19 protein-coding genes and 2 tRNA genes are annotated in these 23,549 nt (G+C 68.8%); 13 read left to right on the top strand and 8 right to left on the bottom strand.

Features of this window, described 5'->3' with window-relative positions:
- Nucleotide 1 precedes the first annotated feature (1 nt).
- Nucleotides 2-562: a phage tail protein gene (locus AC1C2R_RS05815; protein ID WP_495379306.1), complete on the top strand. Its 561-nt coding sequence runs from the start codon at nt 2-4 to the stop codon at nt 560-562.
- Between the two features lie 27 nt (nt 563-589).
- Here the strand turns inward: AC1C2R_RS05815 and AC1C2R_RS05810 are convergent, their stop codons facing one another.
- A complete protein-coding gene (locus AC1C2R_RS05810; RefSeq protein WP_495379305.1) occupies nt 590-2,935 on the bottom strand; it encodes a BTAD domain-containing putative transcriptional regulator in 2,346 nt (781 codons plus the stop codon).
- A gap of 323 nt (nt 2,936-3,258) precedes the next feature.
- On the opposite strand from AC1C2R_RS05810, the gene AC1C2R_RS05805 reads away from it, so the two are divergent.
- The 3 genes from AC1C2R_RS05805 (at nt 3,259) to AC1C2R_RS05795 (ending at nt 5,670) form a co-directional block, all read left to right on the top strand.
- Complete coding sequence (locus tag AC1C2R_RS05805; protein WP_495379304.1) at nt 3,259-5,349, top strand: hypothetical protein; 2,091 nt, start codon at nt 3,259-3,261, stop codon at nt 5,347-5,349.
- A 127-nt stretch (nt 5,350-5,476) separates the two neighbouring features.
- Nucleotides 5,477-5,548, top strand: a tRNA-Thr gene (locus AC1C2R_RS05800).
- A 48-nt stretch (nt 5,549-5,596) separates the two neighbouring features.
- Nucleotides 5,597-5,670: transfer RNA gene (locus AC1C2R_RS05795), tRNA-Met, on the top strand.
- A 97-nt stretch (nt 5,671-5,767) separates the two neighbouring features.
- Here the strand turns inward: AC1C2R_RS05795 and AC1C2R_RS05790 are convergent.
- The 4 genes from AC1C2R_RS05790 to AC1C2R_RS05775 form a co-directional block, all read right to left on the bottom strand.
- Nucleotides 5,768-6,898, bottom strand: a complete 1,131-nt coding sequence (locus AC1C2R_RS05790; RefSeq protein ID WP_495379303.1) for a DUF8462 domain-containing protein — start codon at nt 6,896-6,898, stop codon at nt 5,768-5,770.
- 181 nt (nt 6,899-7,079) lie between these two features.
- The gene (locus AC1C2R_RS05785) at nt 7,080-7,748 is read right to left on the bottom strand and encodes a GAP family protein (RefSeq protein WP_495379302.1); all 669 of its coding nucleotides are present in this window, start codon (nt 7,746-7,748) and stop codon (nt 7,080-7,082) included.
- 289 nt (nt 7,749-8,037) lie between these two features.
- Entirely contained in the window at nt 8,038-8,913 is an 876-nt protein-coding gene (locus tag AC1C2R_RS05780) for an ABC-2 transporter permease (RefSeq protein WP_495379301.1), read from the bottom strand.
- Nucleotides 8,910-9,854, bottom strand: coding sequence for an ABC transporter ATP-binding protein (locus AC1C2R_RS05775; protein ID WP_495379300.1), 945 nt, complete (start codon nt 9,852-9,854; stop codon nt 8,910-8,912). The genes AC1C2R_RS05780 and AC1C2R_RS05775 overlap by 4 nt, the downstream gene beginning before the upstream one ends.
- Before the next feature lie 113 nt (nt 9,855-9,967).
- Here AC1C2R_RS05775 and AC1C2R_RS05770 point away from each other — a divergent pair, with 113 nt between their 5' ends.
- The 4 genes from AC1C2R_RS05770 to AC1C2R_RS05755 all read left to right on the top strand — a co-directional run bounded on the left by AC1C2R_RS05770 (nt 9,968) and on the right by AC1C2R_RS05755 (nt 13,230).
- Nucleotides 9,968-10,627, top strand: coding sequence for a hypothetical protein (locus AC1C2R_RS05770; RefSeq protein WP_495379299.1), 660 nt, complete (start codon nt 9,968-9,970; stop codon nt 10,625-10,627).
- Nucleotides 10,620-10,907, top strand: coding sequence for a transcriptional regulator (locus AC1C2R_RS05765; protein WP_495351558.1), 288 nt, complete (start codon nt 10,620-10,622; stop codon nt 10,905-10,907). The genes AC1C2R_RS05770 and AC1C2R_RS05765 overlap by 8 nt, the downstream gene beginning before the upstream one ends.
- A gap of 77 nt (nt 10,908-10,984) precedes the next feature.
- A complete protein-coding gene (locus AC1C2R_RS05760) occupies nt 10,985-12,802 on the top strand; it encodes a DEAD/DEAH box helicase (RefSeq protein ID WP_495379298.1) in 1,818 nt (605 codons plus the stop codon).
- A gap of 47 nt (nt 12,803-12,849) precedes the next feature.
- On the top strand, nt 12,850-13,230 hold the full coding sequence (locus AC1C2R_RS05755) for a DUF2809 domain-containing protein (RefSeq protein WP_495351556.1): 381 nt from the start codon (nt 12,850-12,852) through the stop codon (nt 13,228-13,230).
- Nucleotides 13,231-13,280: 50 nt separating this feature from the next.
- Here the strand turns inward: AC1C2R_RS05755 and AC1C2R_RS05750 are convergent, their stop codons facing one another.
- Together AC1C2R_RS05750 and AC1C2R_RS05745 are read right to left on the bottom strand one after the other, a co-directional pair.
- Nucleotides 13,281-14,822, bottom strand: a complete 1,542-nt coding sequence (locus tag AC1C2R_RS05750) for a glycosyltransferase (RefSeq protein WP_495379297.1) — start codon at nt 14,820-14,822, stop codon at nt 13,281-13,283.
- An 89-nt stretch (nt 14,823-14,911) separates the two neighbouring features.
- Nucleotides 14,912-16,009: an alpha/beta hydrolase gene (locus tag AC1C2R_RS05745; RefSeq protein ID WP_495379296.1), complete on the bottom strand. Its 1,098-nt coding sequence runs from the start codon at nt 16,007-16,009 to the stop codon at nt 14,912-14,914.
- 216 nt (nt 16,010-16,225) lie between these two features.
- Here AC1C2R_RS05745 and AC1C2R_RS05740 point away from each other — a divergent pair, with 216 nt between their 5' ends.
- The gene (locus AC1C2R_RS05740) at nt 16,226-17,194 is read left to right on the top strand and encodes a metallophosphoesterase (RefSeq protein WP_495379295.1); all 969 of its coding nucleotides are present in this window, start codon (nt 16,226-16,228) and stop codon (nt 17,192-17,194) included.
- A gap of 127 nt (nt 17,195-17,321) precedes the next feature.
- On the top strand, nt 17,322-18,794 hold the full coding sequence (gene cls / locus AC1C2R_RS05735; RefSeq protein WP_495379294.1) for a cardiolipin synthase: 1,473 nt from the start codon (nt 17,322-17,324) through the stop codon (nt 18,792-18,794).
- Nucleotides 18,795-18,995: 201 nt separating this feature from the next.
- Here cls and AC1C2R_RS05730 read toward each other — a convergent pair whose 3' ends face one another.
- Nucleotides 18,996-20,618: a stealth family protein gene (locus tag AC1C2R_RS05730; RefSeq protein ID WP_495353201.1), complete on the bottom strand. Its 1,623-nt coding sequence runs from the start codon at nt 20,616-20,618 to the stop codon at nt 18,996-18,998.
- Between the two features lie 236 nt (nt 20,619-20,854).
- Here AC1C2R_RS05730 and AC1C2R_RS05725 point away from each other — a divergent pair, with 236 nt between their 5' ends.
- The 3 genes from AC1C2R_RS05725 to AC1C2R_RS05715 all read left to right on the top strand — a co-directional run bounded on the left by AC1C2R_RS05725 (nt 20,855) and on the right by AC1C2R_RS05715 (nt 23,516).
- On the top strand, nt 20,855-21,475 hold the full coding sequence (locus tag AC1C2R_RS05725) for a DJ-1/PfpI family protein (RefSeq protein ID WP_495379293.1): 621 nt from the start codon (nt 20,855-20,857) through the stop codon (nt 21,473-21,475).
- On the top strand, nt 21,475-21,963 hold the full coding sequence (locus AC1C2R_RS05720; RefSeq protein WP_495379292.1) for a MarR family winged helix-turn-helix transcriptional regulator: 489 nt from the start codon (nt 21,475-21,477) through the stop codon (nt 21,961-21,963). Before AC1C2R_RS05725 ends, AC1C2R_RS05720 begins: the two co-directional genes overlap by 1 nt.
- Before the next feature lie 98 nt (nt 21,964-22,061).
- The gene (locus tag AC1C2R_RS05715) at nt 22,062-23,516 is read left to right on the top strand and encodes an NtaA/DmoA family FMN-dependent monooxygenase (RefSeq protein ID WP_495379291.1); all 1,455 of its coding nucleotides are present in this window, start codon (nt 22,062-22,064) and stop codon (nt 23,514-23,516) included.
- Nucleotides 23,517-23,549 lie beyond the last annotated feature (33 nt).

Below are 23,549 nucleotides of genomic sequence, written 5' to 3'. Positions count from 1 at the left end.
CATGCGCGGCCTGGTTCCCGAGCTGCCCAGCCCCGTGCCGCTGATCACCCGTCTGCCCGCGGTGCTGCAGGAGGACGACTTCCTGAATCAGGCGCTGCCCGCCTTCGACGACCTGATCGCCCCGGTCTACTCCACGCTCGACAACCTCGAGGCGTACGTGCGGCCCGAGTACGCCCCCGCCGATTTCCTCGAATGGCTCGCCGGATGGGTCGACGTCGCCGTCGACGAGGAGTGGACCGAGGAGCAGCGCCGCCGCATCGTTGCGGATGCCGCGCGGCTGCATCGTCGCGTCGGCACGGCGGGAGGCATTCGCGATGCCCTGCAATTGGCGGCAGGTCCCGCCGCCACCGTTGAGGTCGAGGAGTCCGGCGGCACCTCGTGGTCGACGGACCCGGGCGGGCCGCTTCCCGGCTCGAGCGATGCCGTGGTCGCCATCACCATCACCGTGCCGGGCGGCGACCCGGAGTCACTCGCCCGCCGCTTCGAACGTGTGGCCGCCGGCGTCGTACCGGCGTACCTGCCGACTCGCCTGTCGGTCTCGGTGGTGGAAGCCGGATCGTGACGACACGGCAGGGGTGGCGCTGGTCGGCTACTCGACGCCGAGGGCGACGCGCATGTGGCGGTAGCCGTCTTCCGCTCGCCGTGCCGCGACGACGTCGCCGGAGCTCCGGTGCACCATGACGAGTGTGCGCCACGACTCGTCGAGCCACGGGTCGATCTCGACCGCGCGACTCGCGGCGGCGACCGCGGCGTGCGCGTCGCCGATGCGGAGCTCGAGGTGCGCCAGCGACGCGGCGGCCTCTGCTGCCCGCACCCGGTATCGTTCACGAGCCCCGGCCACCCATTCGGCCGGGCCGTCCTCGGGGAGCACATCGCCGACGTAGAGGGCCAGGGCGCCGCGCAGGCCGTTCGCGGTGGTGACGGCATCCCGCCCGAGCTTGGAAGCGGCCGCCTGAGCGAGCTGATCGTCGAAGTCGGCCAGGTCGCAGTCGTGCCGCTCGGTGATGCCGAGACGGTAGGCCTCCCCGACGCGTTCGACGATGGATGCTCCGGGGCCGATCAACTCCGCGGGGAGCGCTCGGCGCAAGCTGGACACGCTCACGTGCAGTGCGTGCACGGCGGAGTCGATGCCGAGATCGCCCCAGAGGATGTCGGCGATGAGCTCTCGGTGCAGCGGCGAACCCGCGTTGAGGGCGAGCATTCGCAGCAGTGCTCTCGCCTGGGGTCGCACGGCCCTGAGCTCGATCTCGGAGCCGTCGGCGCACAGGTGGAAGCCACCGAAGCACCTGACCGTCACGTGCGGATGCCTCGGCTCGGCATACGCGGCGATTCCGGGCGCCCCGGCTCGCATGACCGCGACGTCCCCGCTGGAGAGAGAAGGGGACAGTCGCGGCAGCCCGGTCTGCAGGGCGCACCGCCGAGCCGAGGCGATGAGGGCGGGCGCACGCGCGCCGGGCCCGACGAGTGCGCGTGCGGCGTCGATGAACGCGCGGGCGCCCTCGACGCCGGTGGCGATCGAGGCGGTCTGAGCTTGGACGATCTGGTCGCGCGCGTCGGCCGCACCGGATGCCGCGGCGAGCAGAGCCCCGGACGCACGCGCCCACGCCGCGACATCCGTGAAGCCCAATCGTTCGAGTCGATCGGCGAGCGAGTTCGCTTGCACGTACGTCGCGCGCCCCCGCCGTAGGCGCATCACGAATTCGATTCCCGCGACGAGAGCAGCGGCCACGTCGTCGCCACGGGTCTCGCACTCCTCGACGACTCCTTCCACGGCCAGAGAGGGAAGGGCGGATGTCGCGGCCACAGCACCGCGAACGACACGCGCTTGCGCATCCAATCGTCGCGCGACGCACTCGCGTTCGAGGGCCGCAAGCGCGTCGAGCGTCGTCTCGCGCGGCGTGACCGGCTCACGGATCATGAGGAGGGCGAGGAGCGCTGCGGGGCGCTCGGGAGCGTCGCCCGGCGTTCGGAGCACGCGCTGCAGCAGGGGCACGGCACCGACCACGTCGCCGCGGCGGAGCCTCGTCATCGCGGCGTCGAACGGCGCGGATCGGGAGACGGCGGGGACTCGGAGGCGCGCGGCGACCGGTGCCGTGTTCGTGCCGTTGATCGTCGCCACGCTGCTCGGACTCGGTGCCGCGGGAAGTCGGACGTCCGCAGGAAGTCCCGCGCGCGCACGGAGATGCCGGCGGAGGATGGGCGGCAACACGCGCGACCCGAACTCGGTGACGTGCATGATCGCACCGCTGTCGACGGCGTCGAGCAGTCTCGTCGCGGCATCCGCCCCCAGCAGTCGGGCGCAATCTGCGAAGCCGAGCGCGGAGAGGCCGCTCGTGAGCTCGAGCGAGCGCACGACGTCGACCGGAAGCGCATGCAGGGCCACCTCGAGGCCGGTCGCCGCGAAGTCGCTCTGCAACAACTCCTCGACCGCCGCGCTGAGCGACTCGCGGCCGACCGATCGCGACGCCAACGCGAGCTGGTGCACGAGGCCCGCCCACCCGCAGGTCTCGGATGCCACATGGGAAGCGCATTCGAAAGGGAGTATCTGCCCGCCGACGACCCGGAATGACTCGGACACCTCATCGATGCGGAGAACGAGCTCCGGTGCGGTCACGATGTCGGGTTCGATCTCCGTGGCGTGCGCGAGGTTCGCGCCCAGGGCGTGCCGCGAGGCGAGGATGACGTGACGTCCGCTGCCGCAGTGCGCGATCATCCGCTCGAGAGCGGTCTCGCCTCGCGTGCCGGCCACGAGCTGCACGTCATCGATCGCGACCGTCGTCGGGTCGCCCGACGTGGCGCCCATGATCAACGCGTCGAGCGCCGCAGGATCCCGGCATTCCCGGCCGAGGGTGACGACGACGACCTGGTCGACGGAGTTGCTCAGCCGACGAAGGAGGGTCGACTTCCCCGATCCGCTCGGGGCCACGATGAACACGCAGGGGGACTGCAGGCGGCGCGCCAACCGCGCCGGGACGAAGTCCCGGCGTGCAGCCTGATCGTTTCCCGCAACCCCCATGCGACGCACCGCCAAACCTCACGTCGGCAGATGTCGCCGCTCGGGTCTGACGGAACTCAATCTATGCCCTCTCGCCCCTCTGCGGGTCCGGGTGAGCACTGGTTCTCGGGCGTGAACGCATCGGTCGCAGGAGGGCAGCGATGGGTGCCTGTTGAGGCATTGGGCTGGTTGCCCGCCCGGCGCTCCGCAATGATCAGCGGTATCGGTCGTTGCTTGTCCGTGTCGCGGCCGGAGGGACAGAGATGGCCGAACGCATCTGTGAGACGTGCGGCGCCAAGAACGACGTCGGCGCGCGGTTCTGCGCGACGTGCGACTCGTACCTCGGCTGGGATATCGGAGGCTCGACGCTCGACGGAGAGGCGCTCACCGGCACGATACCCCGCGTCGTGGGCGCGGTTCCGGCCGAGCCCGCCGGTGCGGCGGAACCCCACGTGACCACGCCGGGCGAGGGGGAGCCGCAGCCCGACGCGACCGCGCCCGCGCCCGCGCCCGACACCGCACCTGTGACGGCACTCGACGCCGACGCCGCGGCAGGCCCCGCCCAATCGTCGCCCGGCCCCGAGGCGTCGTCGCAGCACGATGCTCCCACCGTGACCGTCGCGACCCCGGAAGTGGTCGTGACCCAGGATGCTCCCGGCGAGGTCGACTTCGCGATCGAGAACACGACGAGCATCGTCGACGGATACGTCATCGAGGCCGTCGATCCTCCGTCGTGGCTCGAGCTCACGCATCCCGACGTTCACCTCATGCCCGGTGAGACGCGCAGCGTCGCGTTGGCCCTCGGGCTGCGAGACGGGGTCATGGTGGTCGCGCAACGCCTCGCGATCACGGTCGTCGTCCGTTCCATGGAAGACGAGGATCGGAGCGCGACCGTACGCCTCGTCGCGACCGTGCCGCCCTACGGGCCGCGTCCCACACTCGAGGCGCGGCCGACCCTCATCCGGCTCGAGGACGCGGCCTCGGGCTCGTTCTACCTTCGACTCGACAACCGGGCCGCGAACTACCCGCAGACCGTCGGGATGTCGGCCAGCGATCCCGAGGGCGTCGTGCTGTTCGCCTTCGCGCCCGAGGTCGTCGAGGTTCCGGCCGGGTCGATGGTCGAGGTCGCCGCGTCGTTCACCGCTCCGCAGCCGGCGCCCGGCCAGCAGCTGAACCGGCAGCTCTCCGTCGCGGCGACGAACGACGAGGGGCCGATCAGCACGATCGTGACCCTCGTGCAATCGACCGCGGCGGCCCCGGTGAACGCGCCGATCCGGGTACAACTGCAACCCAGCAGCATCCGTCTCGTCGATGCTCACGACGCCGAGTTCGAGGTGCACATCGACAACCGAGGCGGCCACTCCGGTGTCACCGTGGAGCTCTCGGGAAGCGACCCCGAACAGCGGATCGCATTCGCGTTCGTGCCGGCCCGGTTCATCGCCGTGCCGGGCCACGTCACGCTCGCCCACGGGCGCCTCCGCGCGAACCCCCCGCCGCGCGGCACGAGTGCGAAGCATCCGTTCACGGTCATCGCCTCGGACGGGACGAGGGATGTCGAGGCCTCGGCCGTGCTCGAGATGAGCACCTCCGCCGCCGCGATCGCGACCGCCGAGTTGCGGGTCAGTCCCGAGAAGCTGAACATCGGCACGCATCGCGGCGGCGACTACACGATCGAGCTCGACAACCGCCATGGCGCCGAGCCCCTGAATGTGGTGTTCTCGGGGCGATCCGACGACGGGCTCGTTCGCGCAAGCTTCGCGCCGCCCCAGGTCGCGGTCGCCCCGGGCGCCGTCGGCCATGCCCGGATGTCGGTGTCGAGCCCGCACCCGCCGGCGAATCAGGTGAGTGCGCGCCGGCTCGAGATCGTGGCATCCGATGGAGTGCAGAATCTCACGGCGAGCGCGGAGCTCAGCCAGACCGGCCCGAATCGTCGGCGCCCGGCGAGCAGGTGGCTGGTCGTCATCGGTGCGTTCCTCGTCATGATCGGTGCGTTGTTCATCCCGTGGTTCATCGGCACCGACGTCGATCTCGCGCTCGACGAGTGGGTCGGGAGCCTTTCCAACGTGCAGTTCTTCCGAGGCATGTCGCCCGACACGGCAGTCGCCACCTTCGAGGCCCCGTTGCGGATCCTCCTCGTCGTCTTGGCCGTGGCGATGCTGTTCGGGATGGCAGGCAAGGCCGGTGGGCTGACCCGCAAGTCCGCCCTGCTCGTCGTGCTGCTCACCGTCGGCTTCCTCGTGGCCATCGCATTCGCCGCCGTTTCGATACCGGTGCCCTTCCTCGGCCTCCCCGTCATCTGGCTCGGCGCGGTGCTCGGCTACATCGGTGGAGTCCTCGCCAGACCTCCCTCATGACGACGCCACACGGGCGTTTCGCAGGGGGAAGCGGAGGGGATGCGGACCGGCATTTCGCGGGGTCGTACTGGTTCGAAGCACGCTCCGCGAGGTGATATCCTCGTACGGTTGCCGATTGCGGCAGCGCGCCCCGATAGCTCAGTGGTAGAGCACTTCCATGGTAAGGAAGGGGTCGTCAGTTCAATCCTGACTCGGGGCTCTGGTTCTCTTCGGTTCGGCCATTCGGCAGGGCCGGGAAGACCTACCCGGCGGGGTAGCTCAGGTGGTTAGAGCACACGGCTCATAATCGTGGTGTCGCGGGTTCGAGTCCCGCCCTCGCTACATATAAATGCCCTCTGAACAGGAATTTCGTTCAGGCATGGGCTCGCGCTGGCGCCGCAGTCGTCGTACACCCAGGTCCCGCAGGCGGGGCAGCCGCTCATCGCTCAAGCCGGCGGAGGTGCTCGCGCAGGCCGGGTATCGCGAAGTCGAGGCGGCCTCGTCCAGCCGGCTGGATCAGGCCCGCGTCGATGAGTCGGGCGCGGTAGTTGCCGATGGTGTTCTTCTGGTCTCCGAGCCGCCGACCGATGTCCGCGCTAGTCGCGGGCCCGTCGTCTTCTGCCATGGCCCGCAGGAAGTCGAGGTCTTTGGGTGACACGGTCGACAGTGCCGCGTCGATGACGACGCGGGTGTTGCGCCTGTGAGCTGCAGCCAGGGCAAGATCGACAGCCTCTACCGTCAGCGGTGTGTTCGTGGATTCTGCCAGCTGCCAGAGGTGGTAGCCGACCAGTTGGATCAGGAACGGGTAGCCGCCGGTCGACACTGCGGCGGTCCGGAGCAGGGCGGGCTCCAATGGGTGCAGTAGGCCGGCGAACGTCTCCCGGTAGGACGCCTCGACCTCGTCGATGGCCGCGGTGTGCAGGTCAATACGATCAGCGCGGCGCAGGAACGTGGCGACGCCTTCGTTGAGCAGATCAGACACGGCCGCGGGAAGGCCAGCAAAGACGAGGGCGATCGGTAGACCGTCGCGGATGAAGTGCTGCACGGAGGCCGCCAGCTGGGCGAGTTCGTCCCGGTTGGCACCGTGGATCTCATCCAGGGTGATGGCCAGCCCAGTGCTCTGTGTATCCAGCAGCTGCAGCAGTCGTTCGCCTACCTGGCGCCATCCGGCCTGCTGCTCCGGGGGCAGTTCAGTGGTGATGGAGAACCCGGCTGCGCTGATGCCGGTGACTCGTCGAGTGGGCGGCCCGTCACTGAGCTCCTGGGCAGCAGTGCGCATAGCCTCGCCGATCCGCCCCAAGAACCCTCGTGTTGCGGTCTCCGACACCACGACCCAGCCCCGCTCGCGCGCGGCGTCCTCGGCCTCGCCCAGCATGACGGTCTTTCCGATGCCTCGAGCGCCGGTGAAGATGGTCAGCAGGCCCGGTGCTCCGGAGCGGATGTGGAGTCCGTAGACGAACTCGTCCAGCAGGCCGGCGCGGCCGATCAATTGCGGTGGCTCGGCACCGGCCGTGGGGCGGAAGGGGTTCCGCGCCTGTTCGATCGCCATCCGGGCCTCCTGTGAAGTCATGTGTACTCAGTGTACCTCGGTGTACTCGGTGTACCTCGGTGTACCTCGGTGTATTCGGTGTACGTGGGTGTATCCGTGTATTTGGAGCCTCGATGCCCGGACGGCACTCACACCCGTCGCTCTCGCTCTCGCTCTCGAGTCCCGCCCTCGCTACAACACGACGTTCGCGAACGCAGCCGGCTCACAGACGGCCGAGGCCGGTTCCGATGATGACCACGCCGACCATCAGCGGGATGAGTGACGTCACCTCACGGTTGTTTCGGATCATCCACTCCTTCGCCTTCACCAGCCTCGGTTGCATGCCGTTCGCGTCGACGAGCGTGACGATGATCGGCACGGCCACGGTCGACGCCCCCACGACCGTGTAGACCAGTATCGCGAGCGCCGCATCGGCAGCGGCGAGCCCGGCACCGCGCACGGCCAGGCCGGCCGCGATGGCGAGGAGCAGCGCCTTGGGGCGTACGTTCAGGGCGGCCGCAATGCCGAGTGCGCTCCACGGCCCGATCGATTCCACCCTGTCGAGCCAGGCGGGCATGGCCTCCACAGGGTTGTGTCGGGCGCGCCGCCAGACGACGATCGCGATGATGACGAGGGCGACGCCCACGACGATCTCGGCGGCCGCGACCGCCACGTCGGGCTGCCGCGAGGATCGCGGCGTCGGGATGGCCTGGGCCGAGATCGTGCAGATCGAGACCACGAGGGCCATGCCGATGACCCACCCGATGAGGAAGGGTGGGGCGGATGCCCGGCGCTTCGGCGAGAGCAGGATCACGATCGTCGCCATGATCGGAACGGAACTGATCGCGACCGCCAGCGCGATCGGAAGTATGTGACCTATCGCCTGCAGCATTCCGCCGCGCCCCCTGCCCTGACCGGCGCCGGCACTGCAGAGCAGTACACGCAGCGGCGTTGCTGAGCAACGATATCCGAGGCCGTCCTGCGCGACAACGCCTGCCGCGACGCACGATTTGGCATGTTCTCGACGATTCTTGGCAACACGGTTGCGCCGGCCTCGCCAGAACCCACTCAGCCGGCTGGGAGGTATACGTTCGCGACCGAATGAGACCGCGCCGCACTCATCGCCGACGACCGGCGAACTCGACTTCGACGAGTCCTGAGCAGCCCTGAAACGCTGCCGTTCAGACCAGGTCGCGCTTGCGGAACGAAACGAAGGCGAACGACGCGAGCACACCCGCCCAGACGACGAGCACGGCGATCGCGACGCCGGGACCGGTGGACGCGACGACGGCGGGAACGACATCGCGCCCGTCAGGCACGAGCGCTGCGGCAAGCGAGTTGCTGGCGCCGATCGGGAGGAACCCGCGGATCGCGTCGAAGAAGGCGATGGAAGGAGCGAGCATTCCCACGAACAGGGTCTCGATGCCGAGCACCCAGCCCACCCCGATGGCGATCGCGGCGATGACACTTCGCGTCAGCACCCCGAGGGCGAGGCCGAACAGGAGGAAGACCGTCACGATCAGCCAGATGGCGACGGTGGCGACGACCAGATCGTACAGCTCGGGGAAGACGATCTCCCGGCCGGCCACGATGGCGACGACGATGCTCGCGAGCATGCTCGTCACGAGGGTTGCGAGTGCCGTGATCGCTGCGATCACCACGACGCCGGTGAGGCGAGCGAGGATGAGCGGGCCGCGGCGAATGAAACGTGCGGTGATCGCGCGGAGGGTTCCTCTGCCGTAGTCGGATGCTCCGATGATTGCGCCGAGGATCACCATCATCGGCGCGCAGTACAGCGGCAGGGACGCCACGATGTAGTACGCGGTGCCCTCTGGGAGCATGTTCAGGAGTTGGAGTTCCTGCTGCTCGGGCGTGTACCAGTCGGCGCCCATCGTCGAGATGTAGCTCACGAGGTACGCGAAGGCGGCGATGCAGGCCGCCCACACACCGATCACCGTCCAGACCGCGACGCGTCTCGTGCCGAGGCGGAGTTCCCCGCGGAGGGCGCTCGCATAGTTCGGCGCGTTCCCGCTGCTCGTGGCGGCCAATGTGCTCATGCTGCGCTCACCCCTGTCGTCTCGGGTTCAGCGGTCAACTCGAAGAAGGCATTCTCCAGCGACTCCGACACCACCGCCAGCGACGAGACCGCGATGCCCGCACCAACGAGCGCGGCATTCACTTCGTGCGGTGCAGTCTCGCCCAGCTGCACCTCCATTCCCGGTCCGACCTCGTGGATGTCGGACGGAGAGATTCCGAGCGCGCCGATGATCGAGCGTGCGCGCTCCGCGTCGTCGACCTGTACGGCGAGCCGTCTCCGGTGCACGGCGCGATCGCGCAGTTCCCGAAGCGATCCTTCGGCGATCAACCGTCCCTTGGCGAGCACGCCCACCCGGTCGGCGACCAGCTCGACTTCGCTGAGGAGGTGGCTGGACAACAGCACGGTGCGCCCGTCGTCCCGAACGCTTCGAACCAGCTCTCGAATGCTCACGATGGATTCCGGATCGAGCCCGTTCGTCGGTTCGTCGAGCACGAGCACCTCGGGTTCGCCCAAGAGGGCGGCGGCGACGCCCAGCCGCTGTTTCATGCCGAGCGAGTAGCTCCGGTAGGGCCGCTTCTGATCCTTCGGCAGCAAGCCGACACGAGCAAGCTCTCGACTCGCCGACGCGCGAGGAAGGTTCCAGTACGTCGCCAGGAGTCGAAGGTTCTCGGAGCCCGACAGGTTCGGGTAGAACGCGGGGGATTCGATCAGGGAGCCGACGTCGCCGGAGTTGCGCGCGTGCTCCATGCGGATGACACCGCTGCTCGGCGCGACGAGTCCTGTGAGTACGCGCATGAAGGTGGTCTTGCCCGCGCCGTTGGCGCCGACCAGGCCGTAGACCTCGCCTGGGCGGATGTGCAGGCTCACCGTGTCCAGCGCGCGCACGCCACCGCGGTAGACCTTGGTGACCTCGAACGCCTCGATCACCGCCCCAGGGGCGATCTCGTGTTCGGCCGTCATGTGATGCTCCCGCCGATGTCTGAGCTCGCGGCATGCAAGCGAGAACTTTCTACCACAAAGTAGCGTCTGTTGGAAAGTACTATGTGGTACAAATGTCGACGGAGGGTGCTGCTGTGAGTGATGACAAGGAATCGGACGCGGTCGACGCTGCGGAGATCCTCCGGTCGATCGAGAGAGACCGCGAGCGCATGGTGAATGCGCTCAGCCCGAACGCCCGGCTCCTCTACGGCACTTGGGGCGTGGCGTGGATCATCGGGTTCGGGGCGTTGTTCCTCGCCCTGTTCCCTGTGGAGGGGCCGGCGCTGCCCTTCCTGCTCAGCGCGATCATCGGTGGCGCGGCACTCGTGGGGGCGATCGTCTTCTCCGCGGTGCATTCGACCCGGAAGAATCTCGGATCGCGGGGCCCGTCGAAGGTTCAGGGCGCCATCTACGGCAACACCTTTGCGATCGCGTTCACGCTCATGGGCGTGCTCGGCGGGCGCATGATGGGCCTCGGCGTCCCCTTCGAGGTGATGCTGGTCTTCTGGGTCGCCGTGCCGTGTCTGATCGTCGGAATCCAGTCCATGGCGGGCGCCGCCATGTGGAACGACAGGTCCCAGCTCGTCTTCGGCCTGTGGACCCTCGTCATCGGATTCGGCTCGGTTCTCGTCCCGGTGCCGTTCAACCTTCTCGTCGGCGTCGTCGGCGGGCTCGGGTTCCTCGCCCTCGCGCTCATCGAGACCATCAAGCCGACCCTCACTTCAGGCCCGATCACGCGGCAGAACCATGGATGAACTCGACCCGGTCATCCACGTCCAGGCTCGGCTTCGAATCGTGACCGTGCTCGATGCTCTCGGCGCCGGGGATGCCCTGTCCTTCCCACGGCTTCAGTCGGTGCTCGGCGTGACGTCCGGAAATCTGGCGACGCACCTGAGAAAGCTCGAAGAGACCGGTTACGCCGAGGTCTCGAAGGTCATCGAGGGGCGATCGCCCGTCACGTACGTGAGCTTGACCGACGATGGCCGGCACGCGTTCCGGCTGTATAAGAAGGCACTTCGGGCCCTCCTGGAGTAGAACGCGCGTCAGAGTCGTCGAGAATCGGCGCCGCGGTGCATCCGGCCGCTTCTCAGCCCGACGGACTACCCTGAAGGGTGACTTCAGGTGATACTCCCGTCGAGACCGAGGCTTCCGCCGAGCCCGCAGCGACGACTTTTTCCGATCTCGGGCTCGATGGCGCGGTGCTGAAGGCACTCGCTGACGTCGGCTACGAGACCCCCTCCGCCATTCAGGCGGCGACGATCCCCACCCTGCTCGCGGGCCGCGATGTCGTGGGCCTCGCGCAGACCGGCACCGGAAAGACGGCCGCCTTCGCGCTGCCGATTCTCGCGCGCCTCGACCTCTCGCAGAAGACCCCGCAGGCGCTCGTGCTGGCACCGACGCGCGAGCTCGCGCTGCAGGTCTGCGAGGCGTTCGAGCGCTACGCCGCACACCTCAAGGGCGTGCACATCCTCCCGGTCTACGGCGGTCAGGGCTACGGCGTGCAGCTCTCTGCGCTGCGCCGCGGCGTGCACATCGTCGTCGGCACCCCCGGGCGCATCATGGACCACCTCGACAAGGGCACGCTCGACCTGTCGGAGCTCAAGTACCTCGTGCTCGACGAAGCCGACGAGATGCTCAAGATGGGCTTCGCCGAAGACGTCGAGACGATCCTCGCCGACACCCCCGACGACAAGCAGGTCGCGCTGTTCTCGGCGACGATGCCCGCCACCATTCGGCGCATGTCGAAGCAGTACCTGCACGACCCCGAAGAGATCACGGTCAAGAACAAGACCACGACGTCGGTCAACACCACGCAGCGCTACCTCGTGGTGTCGTACCAGCAGAAGATGGACGCCCTCACGCGCATCCTCGAGGTCGAGAACTTCGAGGGCATGATCATCTTCGTGCGCACGAAGAGCGTCACCGAAGAGATCGCCGAGAAGCTCCGCGCACGCGGATACTCCGCCGCCGCGATCAACGGCGACGTCCCGCAGGTGCAACGCGAACGCACCGTCAACCAGTTGAAGTCGGGCAAGCTCGACATCCTGGTCGCAACGGATGTCGCTGCGCGCGGCCTCGACGTCGAGCGCATCAGTCACGTGGTGAACTTCGACATCCCGACCGACACCGAGTCGTACGTGCACCGCATCGGTCGCACGGGCCGGGCGGGGCGCAGCGGCGACGCCATCAGCTTCGTGACGCCGCGCGAGCGCAACCTCGTCTCATCGATCGAGCGGGCCACCCGCCAGCCGCTCACGCAGATGCAGCTGCCGAGCGTCGACGACGTCAACGTCACGCGGCTCGCACGGTTCGACGACCGCATCACCGCGGCGCTCGACCAGGCTCCGCGCATCGAGACGTTCCGCGACATCATCGCGCACTACGTGCGCAACCACGACGTGCCCGAGGTCGACGTCGCGGCCGCGCTCGCGGTCGTCGCGCAAGGCGAATCGCCCCTGCTGCTGGAGCCCGAACCCGAGCGCCCTCGCCGCGCCGACCGTGAGCGCGCCGATCGGCCCGAGCGTGGCGACCGTCCCGAGCGCGGCGATCGTCGTGACCGAGACGGCGACCGCTTCGACCGCGGCGACCGCGGCGACCGTCCCGAGCGCCGCCAGCGGCCGAGCAGCGGCCCCATGGCGACCTACCGCATCGCCGTCGGCAAGCGCCACAAGGTCGAGCCGCGTCAGATCGTCGGCGCGCTCGCGAACGAGGGCGGCCTCAGCCGCGGCGACTTCGGCGCCATCCAGATCCGTCCCGAGTTCTCACTCGTCGAACTGCCGGCCGACCTCTCGCAAGAGACGCTCGAGCGACTCGACGGCACCCGCATCTCGGGCCGGCTGATCGAGCTGCGGCCCGATGCAGGCGGGCCCGCGCGCCGCAGCGACGGCGACGGCGGCAAGCCGTTCCGGAAGCCGCGACACAAGGGCTGAGCGGCGAGCGGATGCCGGTGCGGTCGACGAGCTCGAGCAGCATCCGTGTGCGAAGCGGCCTGGCCGCGGCCGGCTGTCTCGTGCTCGGCATCAGCTTGCAACTGATCGAGCGCACGATGATCGTCGACCTGCTCGGCAGCATGCTCTACGTGGGAGTGATCGCGTTCCTCCTCCGTGCGGCTTCGCCGCAGCTGGGCGCGGTGTGGACTTCGGCGACGGCGTTCGCCTTTGCGGCGGCCGTTGAGCTGCTGCAGCTCACCGGCCTGCCGCAGCGCGTGGTCGACGTCTTTCCGCCGGCGCGACTCCTGCTCGGCAGCTCCTTCGATGCGATCGACCTGCTCGCGTACGCCGGTGGTGCGGTGCTGGCGTTCGCCGTGCAGCTCGCGTTGACAGCCGGGCAGCCCGTCAGCGCGCGCTCCCGCCCGTGACGAGAGCATTCTCGATCTGTTCGTGCTGATGCTGTCCCGACGGCCGAGGTCTACTCGGCGACGCCGGAGGCTCGGCGAACCCGGTCGACGCCCACGATGGCGCGCCGGCCGATCGAGCGCACCGCTCGTGGCAGCGGCAGCTTCGCCGCCGCTGCCCGGGTGCGCCGGAACCGAGCGGAGCCGCGTACCTCGCGCCGGAGTGCTGCCCGTCGAAGTTCGCGCGCCCAACTGCGGGTGACGCGTTCGTCGTCGAAGCGTCGTGCCGTGCGCACCGCACGGGCCCGCATCCGCACGACGCGCCGCGGAGACATCCCCTGCAGGCGGCGGATCGCGCGCGCGAGTCCGTCGATGTCGCCGGCCGGCACGAGGAAGCCGTTGCGACCGTCGCGGATGAGATCGGCCGGTCCGTAGGGGATGTCGTAGGCGATCGGCAGGCAGCCGGCGGCCATCGCCTCGACGAGCACGAGCGGGAATCCCTCGGAGTGCGAAGTCAGCAGCAGGAACGACGCACTGGCGAGGTGCCGCCGCGCATCGGGATCGAATCCGTGGAGCTGCACCGCGGAGGCATCCGTGATGCGCCGTTCGAGTGCGCGGCGACTCTCGCCATCGCCGTAGACGTCGAGGTGCACCGACTCGGCGGATGCACCCGCCGTCGCGTTCACCTTCTGTACCGCATCGATCGCGTGCGACACGCGCTTGCGCCGGGTCAAGGCGGCGAGCACGATGCCGCGCGCGGGGTCGCGAGGCCCCAGCACCACTCGAGCCGGCATCGGCCGGGCGTTCGGAATCACCGCCAAGTACTCGCTCGGGCCGACGATCCGCTCGACGTCGTGGCGCTGACGCTCGGAGAGGAGCACCACGAGGTCGAAGTCGCCGATGCGCTCGAAGACCTCGCGCCGCGAGCGACGAATCGGATGCTCCGCACCGGCCGCGGCCCGGTGCGATGCGTGCACCACATGGGCGGTGGTGACGTGCGGGCGATGGTAGTCGAGCATGAATGGCGCGATCGTCTTGCTGTCGACGATCATGAAGCTCGCGTGATGGTCGGTCAGGGCGTCGAGCCACGCCCGGTACAGGGGCCAGATGTGCCGCCACGACCGCACGGGTCGACCATCAGGGTCGCACAGCACGACCGATCGCCCGCCGAGCACCCCGCGAACCCGCGTGTCGCGCCGGTCGATCAGCAGCAGGGTGCCGTCTTCGCGGTAGTGATCCACCTGGAGTGCGTACCCGTCGGCGTCGAGTCGCTCACGACTCATGACGGCGTCCCCGTGTCGCCGCGTCTCCGACGCCTCGCTCGCCTCGAGCGGAGTGAACAGGTCGCGGTCCAGCTGCAGCGAACCGCCCGGCAGTGGATGCCCCCGCAGCCAGTCGTACAGGTTCGAGATGCGCACCCCGTCGTCAAGTGCACCGCGAGTGCGCAGCTCGCGCTCGAGGTTCGCCGTATCGGGCCGTGCGTCGAAGGTCAGTACGTCGACGGGCACGCCGCCGATGCGGTGGAATGCGGCCGATCGGCGCAGCATCGCGTCGGTCATGCCCCCGAAGGTGTCGGGGATCGACCAGGTGACGGCGAAGTGCCGGCCTTCCGGCATGTGGAGCCGAGCCGCCCGGGGCTCAGGTGAAGTGCGCCCGACAGACATCCGTCGAGCCTAGTCCGCTCGGTTCGCGGGCTCCTGAACGCTCAGCCGGTCACGCCGGCGAGAAACTCGAGCGTCTCGACGAGCGCCGCCTGTGCGTCCTCGGAGTCCAGGTGGAACTGGTACTCGTGCGGGAGTGCGGGTTCGTGGTCGGCCGGCCAGAACAGCGAGGTGACGTCGACACCCAGCTCATCGAGACGGGCGTCCATCGGCAGGGACTGGATCCAGGTGAGCGCGTCGCCGTTGCCTCCCGAGATGTAGGTGGTCGGGAAGTCGGCCGTGACGAAATCGATCGTCGACATCGTCGTGCCCGACGAACGCTGCGACCAGTCTTTGGCTCCCGTGTAGCCCCAGAGGGCGACCTTGAGGCCCCATGCCCCGATGCCGGTGAGCTCCGACATCGCGTCGAGATCGTAGACGCCGCAATTGAGCACGACGCCCACGATCTGGTCGGCGTCGAGCGCTGGGTCGACGCTCATCAGCTGCGCGTAGTCGGGGTTGGTCGACAGTGTGGCAAGCTGGCTCGCCAGCTGCGCACCGGCCGAATCGCCCGCGAGCACGATTCGGTCGGGGTCGATGCGGAACTCGTCGGCGCGAGCGTCGAGGGTCGCCAGTGCGTCATTCAGCTGGTACACGGCGGTGGGATAGGTCCCTTCGGGCCCCAGCGTGTAGTTCAGTCCCACCGTCGTGTACCCCTCGGCGGCGAGGATGCGCAGGTAGGGGTCGACGTTCGTCGAGCTGCCGGCGATCCACGCGCCCCCGTGCACCCAGACGATCGTGGGCAGCGGCTCGTCGCCATCGTCGGGTGAGAAGACGTCGAACGTCATGCCGGCGTCGCCCGCATCGCCGTCGACCGGCACCTCGAGCTGCTCGGTGAGCTTCGTGTCGGGAACGTATTTGTCCATCTCCGCCGCGGTGTCGGTGCCACCCTTCTCGAACACGGCCCGGATCACCATCGCCGACGGCCACGGCGTGAGGGTCAGCACGAAGGTGATCAGGAAGCCGATCACGGCGATGCTCGCGACGATGGCGATGATGCGCCGTTGCCGATCGGTCAGCCAGATCTCGTTGCCCCACGACGGCAGTGTGTTGCGTGTGTTCTTCGACGACACTCGTTCCCCCTCGACATCGGTCTTCGCCATCCTGTCGGCAAATCCGCCGCCCACATGCGTGGCGCACCGGCGCTCAGCCCGTTCGCTTCGTCGAATGCGCAGCGTTCGGCTTCGTCACATGCCGCGTTCGTTCGTGAACGCTGCCCGTTCGGCTTCGTCACATGCCGCGTTCATGAGCCGTTCAGGCGAGCGTGTTCGGCTAGCGTTCAAGCCTGACGCCCGGTGCTGCGCGTCCACCACCGATCGATGGGACGAATCGTGAACACCCGTACGGCCGAGTATCCTCGACCGCACCACTTCCTCCTCCACATCAGCGACACGCACGTGCTCGCTGGGGGCGGCATGCTCTACGACCGGGTCGCGAGCGAGCAGCACCTGCGTTCGCTCTTCGACGAGTTCGAGGCATCCGGCGCCCGGCCCGAGGCGATCGTCTTCACCGGTGACCTCGCAGACAAGGGCGAGCCCGACGCGTACGACCGCATCCGCCGCATCGTCGACCCCGTCACCGAACGGCTCGGCGCCCAGGTGATCTGGGTCATGGGCAATCACGACGAGCGGGGCGCGTTCCGGCGTGGGTTGCTCGGCGAGTCGGGCTCGGGCAGCGCGAGTGGGGTGCGACCCGTCGACCGGGTCGACGACGTGAACGGGCTCCGCGTCATCACCCTCGACTCCACGGTTCCGGGCCACCACCACGGCGAGATCGCACCGGCGCAACTCGACTGGCTCGCCGAAGAGCTCTCGATCCCCGCACCGCACGGCACGATCCTCGCGATGCACCACCCGCCCGTGCCGAGCGTGCTCGACCTCGCCGTCGCGGTCGAGTTGCGCGACCAGGCCGGCCTCGCCGAGGTCGTCGAGGGCAGCGACATCCGCTCGATCATCGCCGGTCATCTGCACTACTCGTCGACCGCGACGTTCGCGGGCGTGCCGGTGTCGGTCGCTTCGGCCAGTTGCTACACGCAAGACCTCAACGTGCCGGTCGGCGGCACCCGCGGCCGCGATGGCGCGAGGGCGTTCAACCTCGTGCATGTGTACCCGGACACGGTGCTGCACTCGGTCGTGCCGCTCGGCTCGTTCCCCGCACTCGACTGGATCGACGCCGGCGAGAGTGCGAGGCGCCTCGACGCGTCGGGCATCGGCATTGCGGATGCCGCGGCCGCGCCGGTGCCGAAGGAGCCGCCATTCACCATGCCGATCCCGGTGCTCGCCGGCTGAGTCGCACCCGCCGGAATCCCGCGCGACCTTCCGCGCGATCGTGCCGGAGTGTCATACTCGGACCACTTCTCCCGACCGCAGCGGCCCTTCACGTCGCGTGAGGCGAGCCGACCACGGGAGGTGGCGTATGAGCACCGAACTCGCCGCGATCATCGGGGTGGTGCTGATCCTCGCGGATCTCGCCATCCGCATCGCCGCACTGATCATCGTGCCTCGGGGACGCAAGCCCACCGCGGCGATGGCCTGGCTGCTGGCGATCTTCCTGATCCCCTTCGTCGGCATCCTCTTCTTCCTACTCATCGGCAGCTCGAAACTCCCGAAGAAGCGACAGGAGAAGCAGCGCGAGATCAACGCGATGATCGCCGCGAAGGCCGAGGGTCTCGACCTCGCACCCGACCGGGCGACGTGGCCCGACTGGTTCGCCTCGATCACGGAGCAGAACCGGGTGCTCGGCGCCCTGCCGGCGCTCGGCGGCAATACCGCCCAGCTCATCGGCGACTATCGCGGATCGATCGACGCGATGGCTGCCGACATCGACACCGCCACCCGGTTCGTGCACGTCGAGTTCTTCATCGTCTCGTTCGATGAGACGACCAAGGGGTTCTTCGCGGCGATGGAGCGGGCGGTGCAGCGCGGAGTGACGGTTCGCGTGCTGCTCGACTACATCGCCTCGAACAAGGCCGCGGGCCACGATGAGACCTACGCCGAACTCGACCGCATCGGTGCGAAGTGGAGCTTCATGCTGCCCGTTCGCCCGCTGAAGGGCGAGTACCAGCGGCCCGACCTGCGCAACCACCGCAAGCTCGTCGTCGTCGACGGGCTCGTCGGCTTCATGGGTTCGCAGAACCTCATCGACCGCAGCTACAACTCCAAGAAGAACCTGAAGCGCGGCCTGCAGTGGCAGGAACTCGTGGCCCGCGTGACCGGGCCGGTCGTGACGGGAATCAACGTCGTCTTCCTCTCCGACTGGTACCTCGAGACCGACGAGCTGCTCGGCGACGAGGAGAACGTGCCGGCTGCCGCGGTGCCGTCCGACCCCTCGACCGATGCCCTCGTCTGCCAGGTGGTGCCGAGCGGACCCGGCTACGACGCGGAGAACAACCTCCGACTGTTCCTCGCGCTCATCAATTCGGCGCAGCAACGAGCCATCATCACGAGTCCGTACTTCGTGCCCGACGAGGCGATGCTGTACGCGATCACCTCGGCGTGCTACCGCGGGCTCGATGTGCAGCTCTTCGTCTCGGAGGTCGGCGACCAAGGTTCCGTCTGGCACGCGCAGCGCTCGTACTACCGAGCGCTGCTGCGGGCGGGCGTGAAGATCTGGCTGTATCCCGGCCCGTACATCCTGCATTCGAAGCACCTGTCGATCGACGACGACATCGCCGTCATCGGGTCGAGCAACATGGACATCCGATCCTTCAGCCTGAACTCCGAGATGATGCTGCTCGTGCGCGGCGCCTCGTTCGTCGACCAGATGCGCGACGTCGAACAGGGCTATCGCGACGCCGGCCGGCAGCTCACCCTCGAGGAATGGGATCGCGAGCCGGCGTCGGCGACGTTCCTCGACGGGGTCGCACGCCTCACCTCGGCCCTGCAGTAGCCGGGATCGTCGGTCGAGTAGCGACGAAGGAGCGTATCGAGACCCGGTGCGGGATCTCGATACGCTCGCTGGCGCTCGCTACTCGATCAACGGGGGTGGTGCGGGATCTCGATACGCTCGCTGGCGCTCGCTACTCGATCAACGGGGTGGTGCGGGATCTCGATACGTCGCTGGCGCTCGCTACTCGATCAACGGGGGCCGTCAGGCGGTGAGGTCGGGGGCGATGGATGTCGCGGCATCGACCTGCCCCGAGGCATCCGCCGCCGCCTTCTCCCACGGCGCCGGGAACGGGAAGTAGCGATCGAGGAACTCGATCACGGCGCCCGTGCGCTCCTCGACGGAGATCTCGGGGAAGCTGCCGTCGTTCAGGCAGAACATGTCGTGGTCGCGGCGCTTCAGGAGCTGCTTCATCGCGGGCAGCGCCTGGCGCAGCGTCGTCTCGACGTACTTCACCCGGGCATCGGTCTGCACGACGGCATGCCCGGTGACGAGCGAGTAGTAGTGGTACAGCGAGTTCGTCACCGAGATGTCGGTCGCCGAGCGGAAGCGACTCGCGGCCGTGCGCCGGAACTCCTCGGGGAATGCGGCCTCGAGCTCGGCCATGACGCTCTTGCGGAGCGGCGCGGCACTGTGTTCGAGGTGCCGGGTGGTGACCTTGCCGAAGCGGTCGCGCAGGAGCGCCCGATTCACGCGTGCCGCGTTCTCGAACCCGCTGCGGCCGGGGTGGGTCGAGCCCAGCCCGATGCGGGTGGCCGCTTCGACGAACTTGGTGATGCCGCCGGGCGAGAAGAACAGCGACGGGCTGATGGGCCGGCCGAAGAACATGTCGTCGTTCGAGTAGAGGAAGTGCTCGGCGAGTCCGTCGATGTGGTGCAGCTGGCTCTCGACGGCGTGCGAGTTGTGCGTCGGCAGCACGGAGGTGTCGGCGAACATCTCTTCGCTGCGCACGATCGTGACCTTCGGGTGCTTCGCGAGCCAGGCGGGGGCGGGGGAGTCGGTCGCGATGAAGATGCGCCGTACCCACGGGGCGAAGAGGTGCACCGATCGCAGCGCGTACTTCAGCTCGTCGATCTGCCGGTAGCGCGCCTCGGAATCATCGCCCTCGCCGACGACGTAACTCTGCATGCGCTTCGCACGCTCGCGGATGAACTCGTCGCTCGACCCGTCGACCCACGAGAAGACCATGTCGATCTCGAAGTCGATGTCACTCGCGAGCGACTCGAACATGTGCTCGAGCGTCGGCCAGTCGCGGCCGTGCAGGTGCACGACGTCGTCGGTCGTCTCGGAGCGCTGCAGGGTGCGGCGCATCAGGGCGTTCTCGACGGGCGCCTCGATGGTGTCGTCGCCGAATCGCCAGAACTCGATCTGCACCGCCGTCTCGCTGCCGTAGCGGAGCCGCCCGATCGGCTCGATGCGCGGGCGGTACACCCGCAGCACGGTGGGCTTGCGCCCGGCCGAGAGGCGTCCGTCGGCGAGCAGCACGGGGTGAGTGTCGGCGGCGCGCGCCGGCGCGAGGGTCGCCGCGTAGAACGGCTCGTCGGCGAACGACTCGGCGAAGGCCCGGGCGACCGCCTTGCGCTCGCCGCGGTCGACGGCGATGACAGGCCGGTCGTCGTTGCCGCGCACGAGCAGGAACGGGATCTTCGCGGCATCCAGCGCATCGCCGACCGCGAGCAGATCTTCGACCATCGACTCCTGAGGGGTCATGTGGCCGTTGCGCAACGCGTACTGTCCCTTGCGCATGACGAGGTCGTCGCGATCGAACCGGGCGACACGATTCGCGGATGCCACGAGCACGAGTTCGGACGCGTCGGAGAGCCGCATCGGCGGGGCGGGCGTCGCTTCCCTCCTCGCGAACGCGTGTCCGTCGTGCAGCTGCCGGTCAGGGGTTCGATCGCGGTCGGGTCTCGTCACGGAGCAGTGGCCTCCAGGGGTCGTGGGGAGTGCGCGATTGCGCGGTGCTCTGATTGTACGCAGCGCGGCGGTGTGCGCCACTCTTCCTGTTCCCGCCCTCATCCCCGCCCTTGACAGCACTCTGTCAACTGGAGGAAAATGACAGCATGCTGACAAACATTGACGCGAACGAACGGCTCGTGGTGCTCTACGCCACCGACACCATGGCCGACTGGGAGTACGGCTACCTCACCGCCGGTCTGGGCATGACCGGAGGCGCGATCCGGCTCGTCACTGCGGGTGAGACGGGCGACGAAGTCGACACCATGGGCGGGCTCCATGTGAGACCGGATGTCGCGCTCGCCGAACTCGATCCCGACCGCATCGCGATGCTCGTCATCCCCGGCGCCGACACCTGGGCCGAGGGGCACGAGCAGGTGCTCGAGCTCGCCGTGCGCCTTGTCGAGTCGGGCACGCCGGTCGCCGCGATCTGCGGTGGCACGCTCGGTCTCGCCCGCGCGGGGCTGTTGAACGAGCGGCGGCACACGAGCAACGCTCCCGACTTCCTCGGTCTGGCCGGCGGGTACACCGGGGCCGCGCACTACGCCGATGCCCGTGCCGTCGTCGCCGGCGGCGTGATCACCGCGGGTGCAACCGCGCCGATCGAATTCGCCAAGGCGATCTTCGAAGCACTCGACGCCATGCCGCAGTCGGTGATCGACGCTTGGTACGGCCTCTACACGACCGGCGAGCGCCGGTACTACGACGCGCTCGTCGGTGCCGAATGATGGCAGGCCGCAGCCCCGCGGGTGACGCGCTCACTGAGCTCGTGCTGCCGGTGTTCGAACTGAACGGCGAGTTCCTCGACGCCGCCCGCGACATCGCCGGCCCGGCCGGCCTCACCCCCGCGCAATGGCAGGTGCTCGGTGCGACGCTCGACGAGGGGATCCCGGTGGCCGAGATCGCCCGCAGGGTCGGTCTCGGCCTCGCCAGGCAGAGCGTGCAGCGCACCGCCGACCTCCTCGTCGAACGCGGCTGGGCCGAGTACACAGAGAATCCGCGGCACCGCCGGGCCAAGCTGCTGCAGCCCACCGCCGATGGGCGCGCGGCCGTCGCGCGCCTCGGCGCAGCTCAGCACACGTGGGCCGACGCGGTCGGGGCGGTCGTCGGGGTCGAGGAGTTGAGGGCAGCCCTCGCGACACTGCTTCGCGTCATCGCCGCGTCGCGGCAGGTGCGTGGCGCTGTCAGGACTGACGATGCCGATGACGCCGTGTGACCCCCGATTGACGCGTGTGACGGCCGGTTCCCTCGTGTGACAGCGGCCCTCGCGGCATCCGCTCGGCCTCTCTAGCGTCGAGCCCAGGAGGTCGAAACATGACACGACTCATCATCGGCGCAATGGTCAGGGCCATCGGCGCGTACCCCTCGGGCTGGCGGTACCCCGGCGCCCATCGGGATCCCCGCACCGACGCCGCCGTGCTGCGGCGCGCGGCCGAGGTCGCCGAGGCCGCCCGACTCGACTACCTCTTCTTCGGCGATTGGCTCGCCACCGGCCACGACCTCGAGTTCCGCGACCCGTACCTCGTGGCCCGCATCGACCCGATCTCGGCGATCACCTACCTCTCGGGCATCACCTCCCGCATCGGGCTCATCGCCACGGCGAACACGAGCTACTCCGACCCGTACACGCTCGCGCGGGCGACGGCCTCGGTCGACCTGCTCTCGGGCGGGCGCGTCGGCCTCAACCTCGTGACCGGGGCCGAGCCGCGCGCCGCCGGCAATCACGGTCTCGACTTCCACGCGGCGAACGAGTCACGCTACGACCGGGCCGTCGAGTTCGAGATCGTGCTGCGCCGGCTCTGGGATTCCTTCGAAGACGATGCGATCGTCGCGGATGCCGCGCGCGGCGTGTACCTCGACCCGCAGAAGCTGCACGCCACCGACTTCCACGGCGAACACCTCAGCGTGACGGGTCCGCTGAACGTCGCGCGGCCCGTGCAGGGGCACCTGCCGATCGTGCACGCCGGCACCTCGCCGCGGTCACGGCTGTTCGCCGCGCAGAGCGCCGACCTCGCGCTCGTCGCGGTCAGCGGGCTCGAGCACGCGGTCACGATCCGCGAGGAGTTGCGTTCGCTCGCCTTCGAATCAGGTCGTGACGACCGCACGCTGAAGGTCATCGCGCCGGTGCTGCCGATCGTGGGGGAGACCCGCGAACACGCCCAGTCGATCGCCGATGAGCTCAGCGAGCTCGTGCAGATCGCCGAGGACTGGCCGAGCGGTCCGCCGGCGGCGTTCCCCGCGAACCGATCGCTCGCGCAGCTCTCGACGCTCGTCGGGGTCGACCTCGCCGGTCTCTCACCCGATCGGGCGGTCACGCCCGCGCTCGTCGCCGAGTTCAGCGCCCCCGGGCAGGAGCTCGTCGAGATCGTCGCTGAACGCACCGGGCGCAGCCCCAGCGGAGAGCGCCCGCCGACGCTGCGCCACCTCGTGGTCGCGGCGTCCGTGAACGCATCGATGATCGTCGGCACCGCTGAAGACATCGCCGCCGAGTTCGAGGCGTGGGGCGACGCCGGAGCCGTCGACGGCTTCAACGTGCTCTCCGCGGTGCAGCCGCAGCAGTTCGAGGCCTTCGCGCTCCAAGTGGTGCCCGAACTGCAGCGACGTGGCGTGTTCCCCACCGAGTACGAGGGCGAGACGCTGCGCGATCACCTCGGACTCGGCCGCCCGGGCAACGTGCACGTGTCGCCCGGTGACGCGGCGTTTCACCTCGTTTCACCCCGTGACCGCGCGGGTCGTGGCCCGGTTGAGACCGCCCCGCGGCATCCGTAGTTTCGAGCGCACGCCCTCACCAACGGAGCACAC

The organism is Agromyces sp. Y182 (assembly GCF_059445385.1).
The sequence above is the reverse complement of the archived record's forward strand: the minus strand, read 5'-3'. Positions and strand labels throughout refer to the sequence as shown.

Coding starts and splice junctions, on each gene's coding strand:
- AC1C2R_RS05745 (WP_495379296.1), bottom strand. CDS start 16,009: ATGGCGAAGACCGATGTCGAGGGGGAACGAGTGTCGTCGAAGAACACA.
- AC1C2R_RS05775 (WP_495379300.1), bottom strand. CDS start 9,854: ATGACGGCCGAACACGAGATCGCCCCTGGGGCGGTGATCGAGGCGTTC.
- AC1C2R_RS05715 (WP_495379291.1), top strand. CDS start 22,062: ATGACACGACTCATCATCGGCGCAATGGTCAGGGCCATCGGCGCGTAC.
- AC1C2R_RS05805 (WP_495379304.1), top strand. CDS start 3,259: ATGGCCGAACGCATCTGTGAGACGTGCGGCGCCAAGAACGACGTCGGC.
- AC1C2R_RS05815 (WP_495379306.1), top strand. CDS start 2: ATGCGCGGCCTGGTTCCCGAGCTGCCCAGCCCCGTGCCGCTGATCACC.
- cls (WP_495379294.1), top strand. CDS start 17,322: ATGAGCACCGAACTCGCCGCGATCATCGGGGTGGTGCTGATCCTCGCG.
- AC1C2R_RS05730 (WP_495353201.1), bottom strand. CDS start 20,618: ATGCGGCTCTCCGACGCGTCCGAACTCGTGCTCGTGGCATCCGCGAAT.
- AC1C2R_RS05720 (WP_495379292.1), top strand. CDS start 21,475: ATGGCAGGCCGCAGCCCCGCGGGTGACGCGCTCACTGAGCTCGTGCTG.
- AC1C2R_RS05740 (WP_495379295.1), top strand. CDS start 16,226: ATGGGACGAATCGTGAACACCCGTACGGCCGAGTATCCTCGACCGCAC.
- AC1C2R_RS05750 (WP_495379297.1), bottom strand. CDS start 14,822: ATGCCGGAAGGCCGGCACTTCGCCGTCACCTGGTCGATCCCCGACACC.
- AC1C2R_RS05765 (WP_495351558.1), top strand. CDS start 10,620: ATGGATGAACTCGACCCGGTCATCCACGTCCAGGCTCGGCTTCGAATC.
- AC1C2R_RS05790 (WP_495379303.1), bottom strand. CDS start 6,898: ATGACTTCACAGGAGGCCCGGATGGCGATCGAACAGGCGCGGAACCCC.
- AC1C2R_RS05725 (WP_495379293.1), top strand. CDS start 20,855: ATGCTGACAAACATTGACGCGAACGAACGGCTCGTGGTGCTCTACGCC.
- AC1C2R_RS05780 (WP_495379301.1), bottom strand. CDS start 8,913: ATGAGCACATTGGCCGCCACGAGCAGCGGGAACGCGCCGAACTATGCG.
- AC1C2R_RS05785 (WP_495379302.1), bottom strand. CDS start 7,748: ATGCTGCAGGCGATAGGTCACATACTTCCGATCGCGCTGGCGGTCGCG.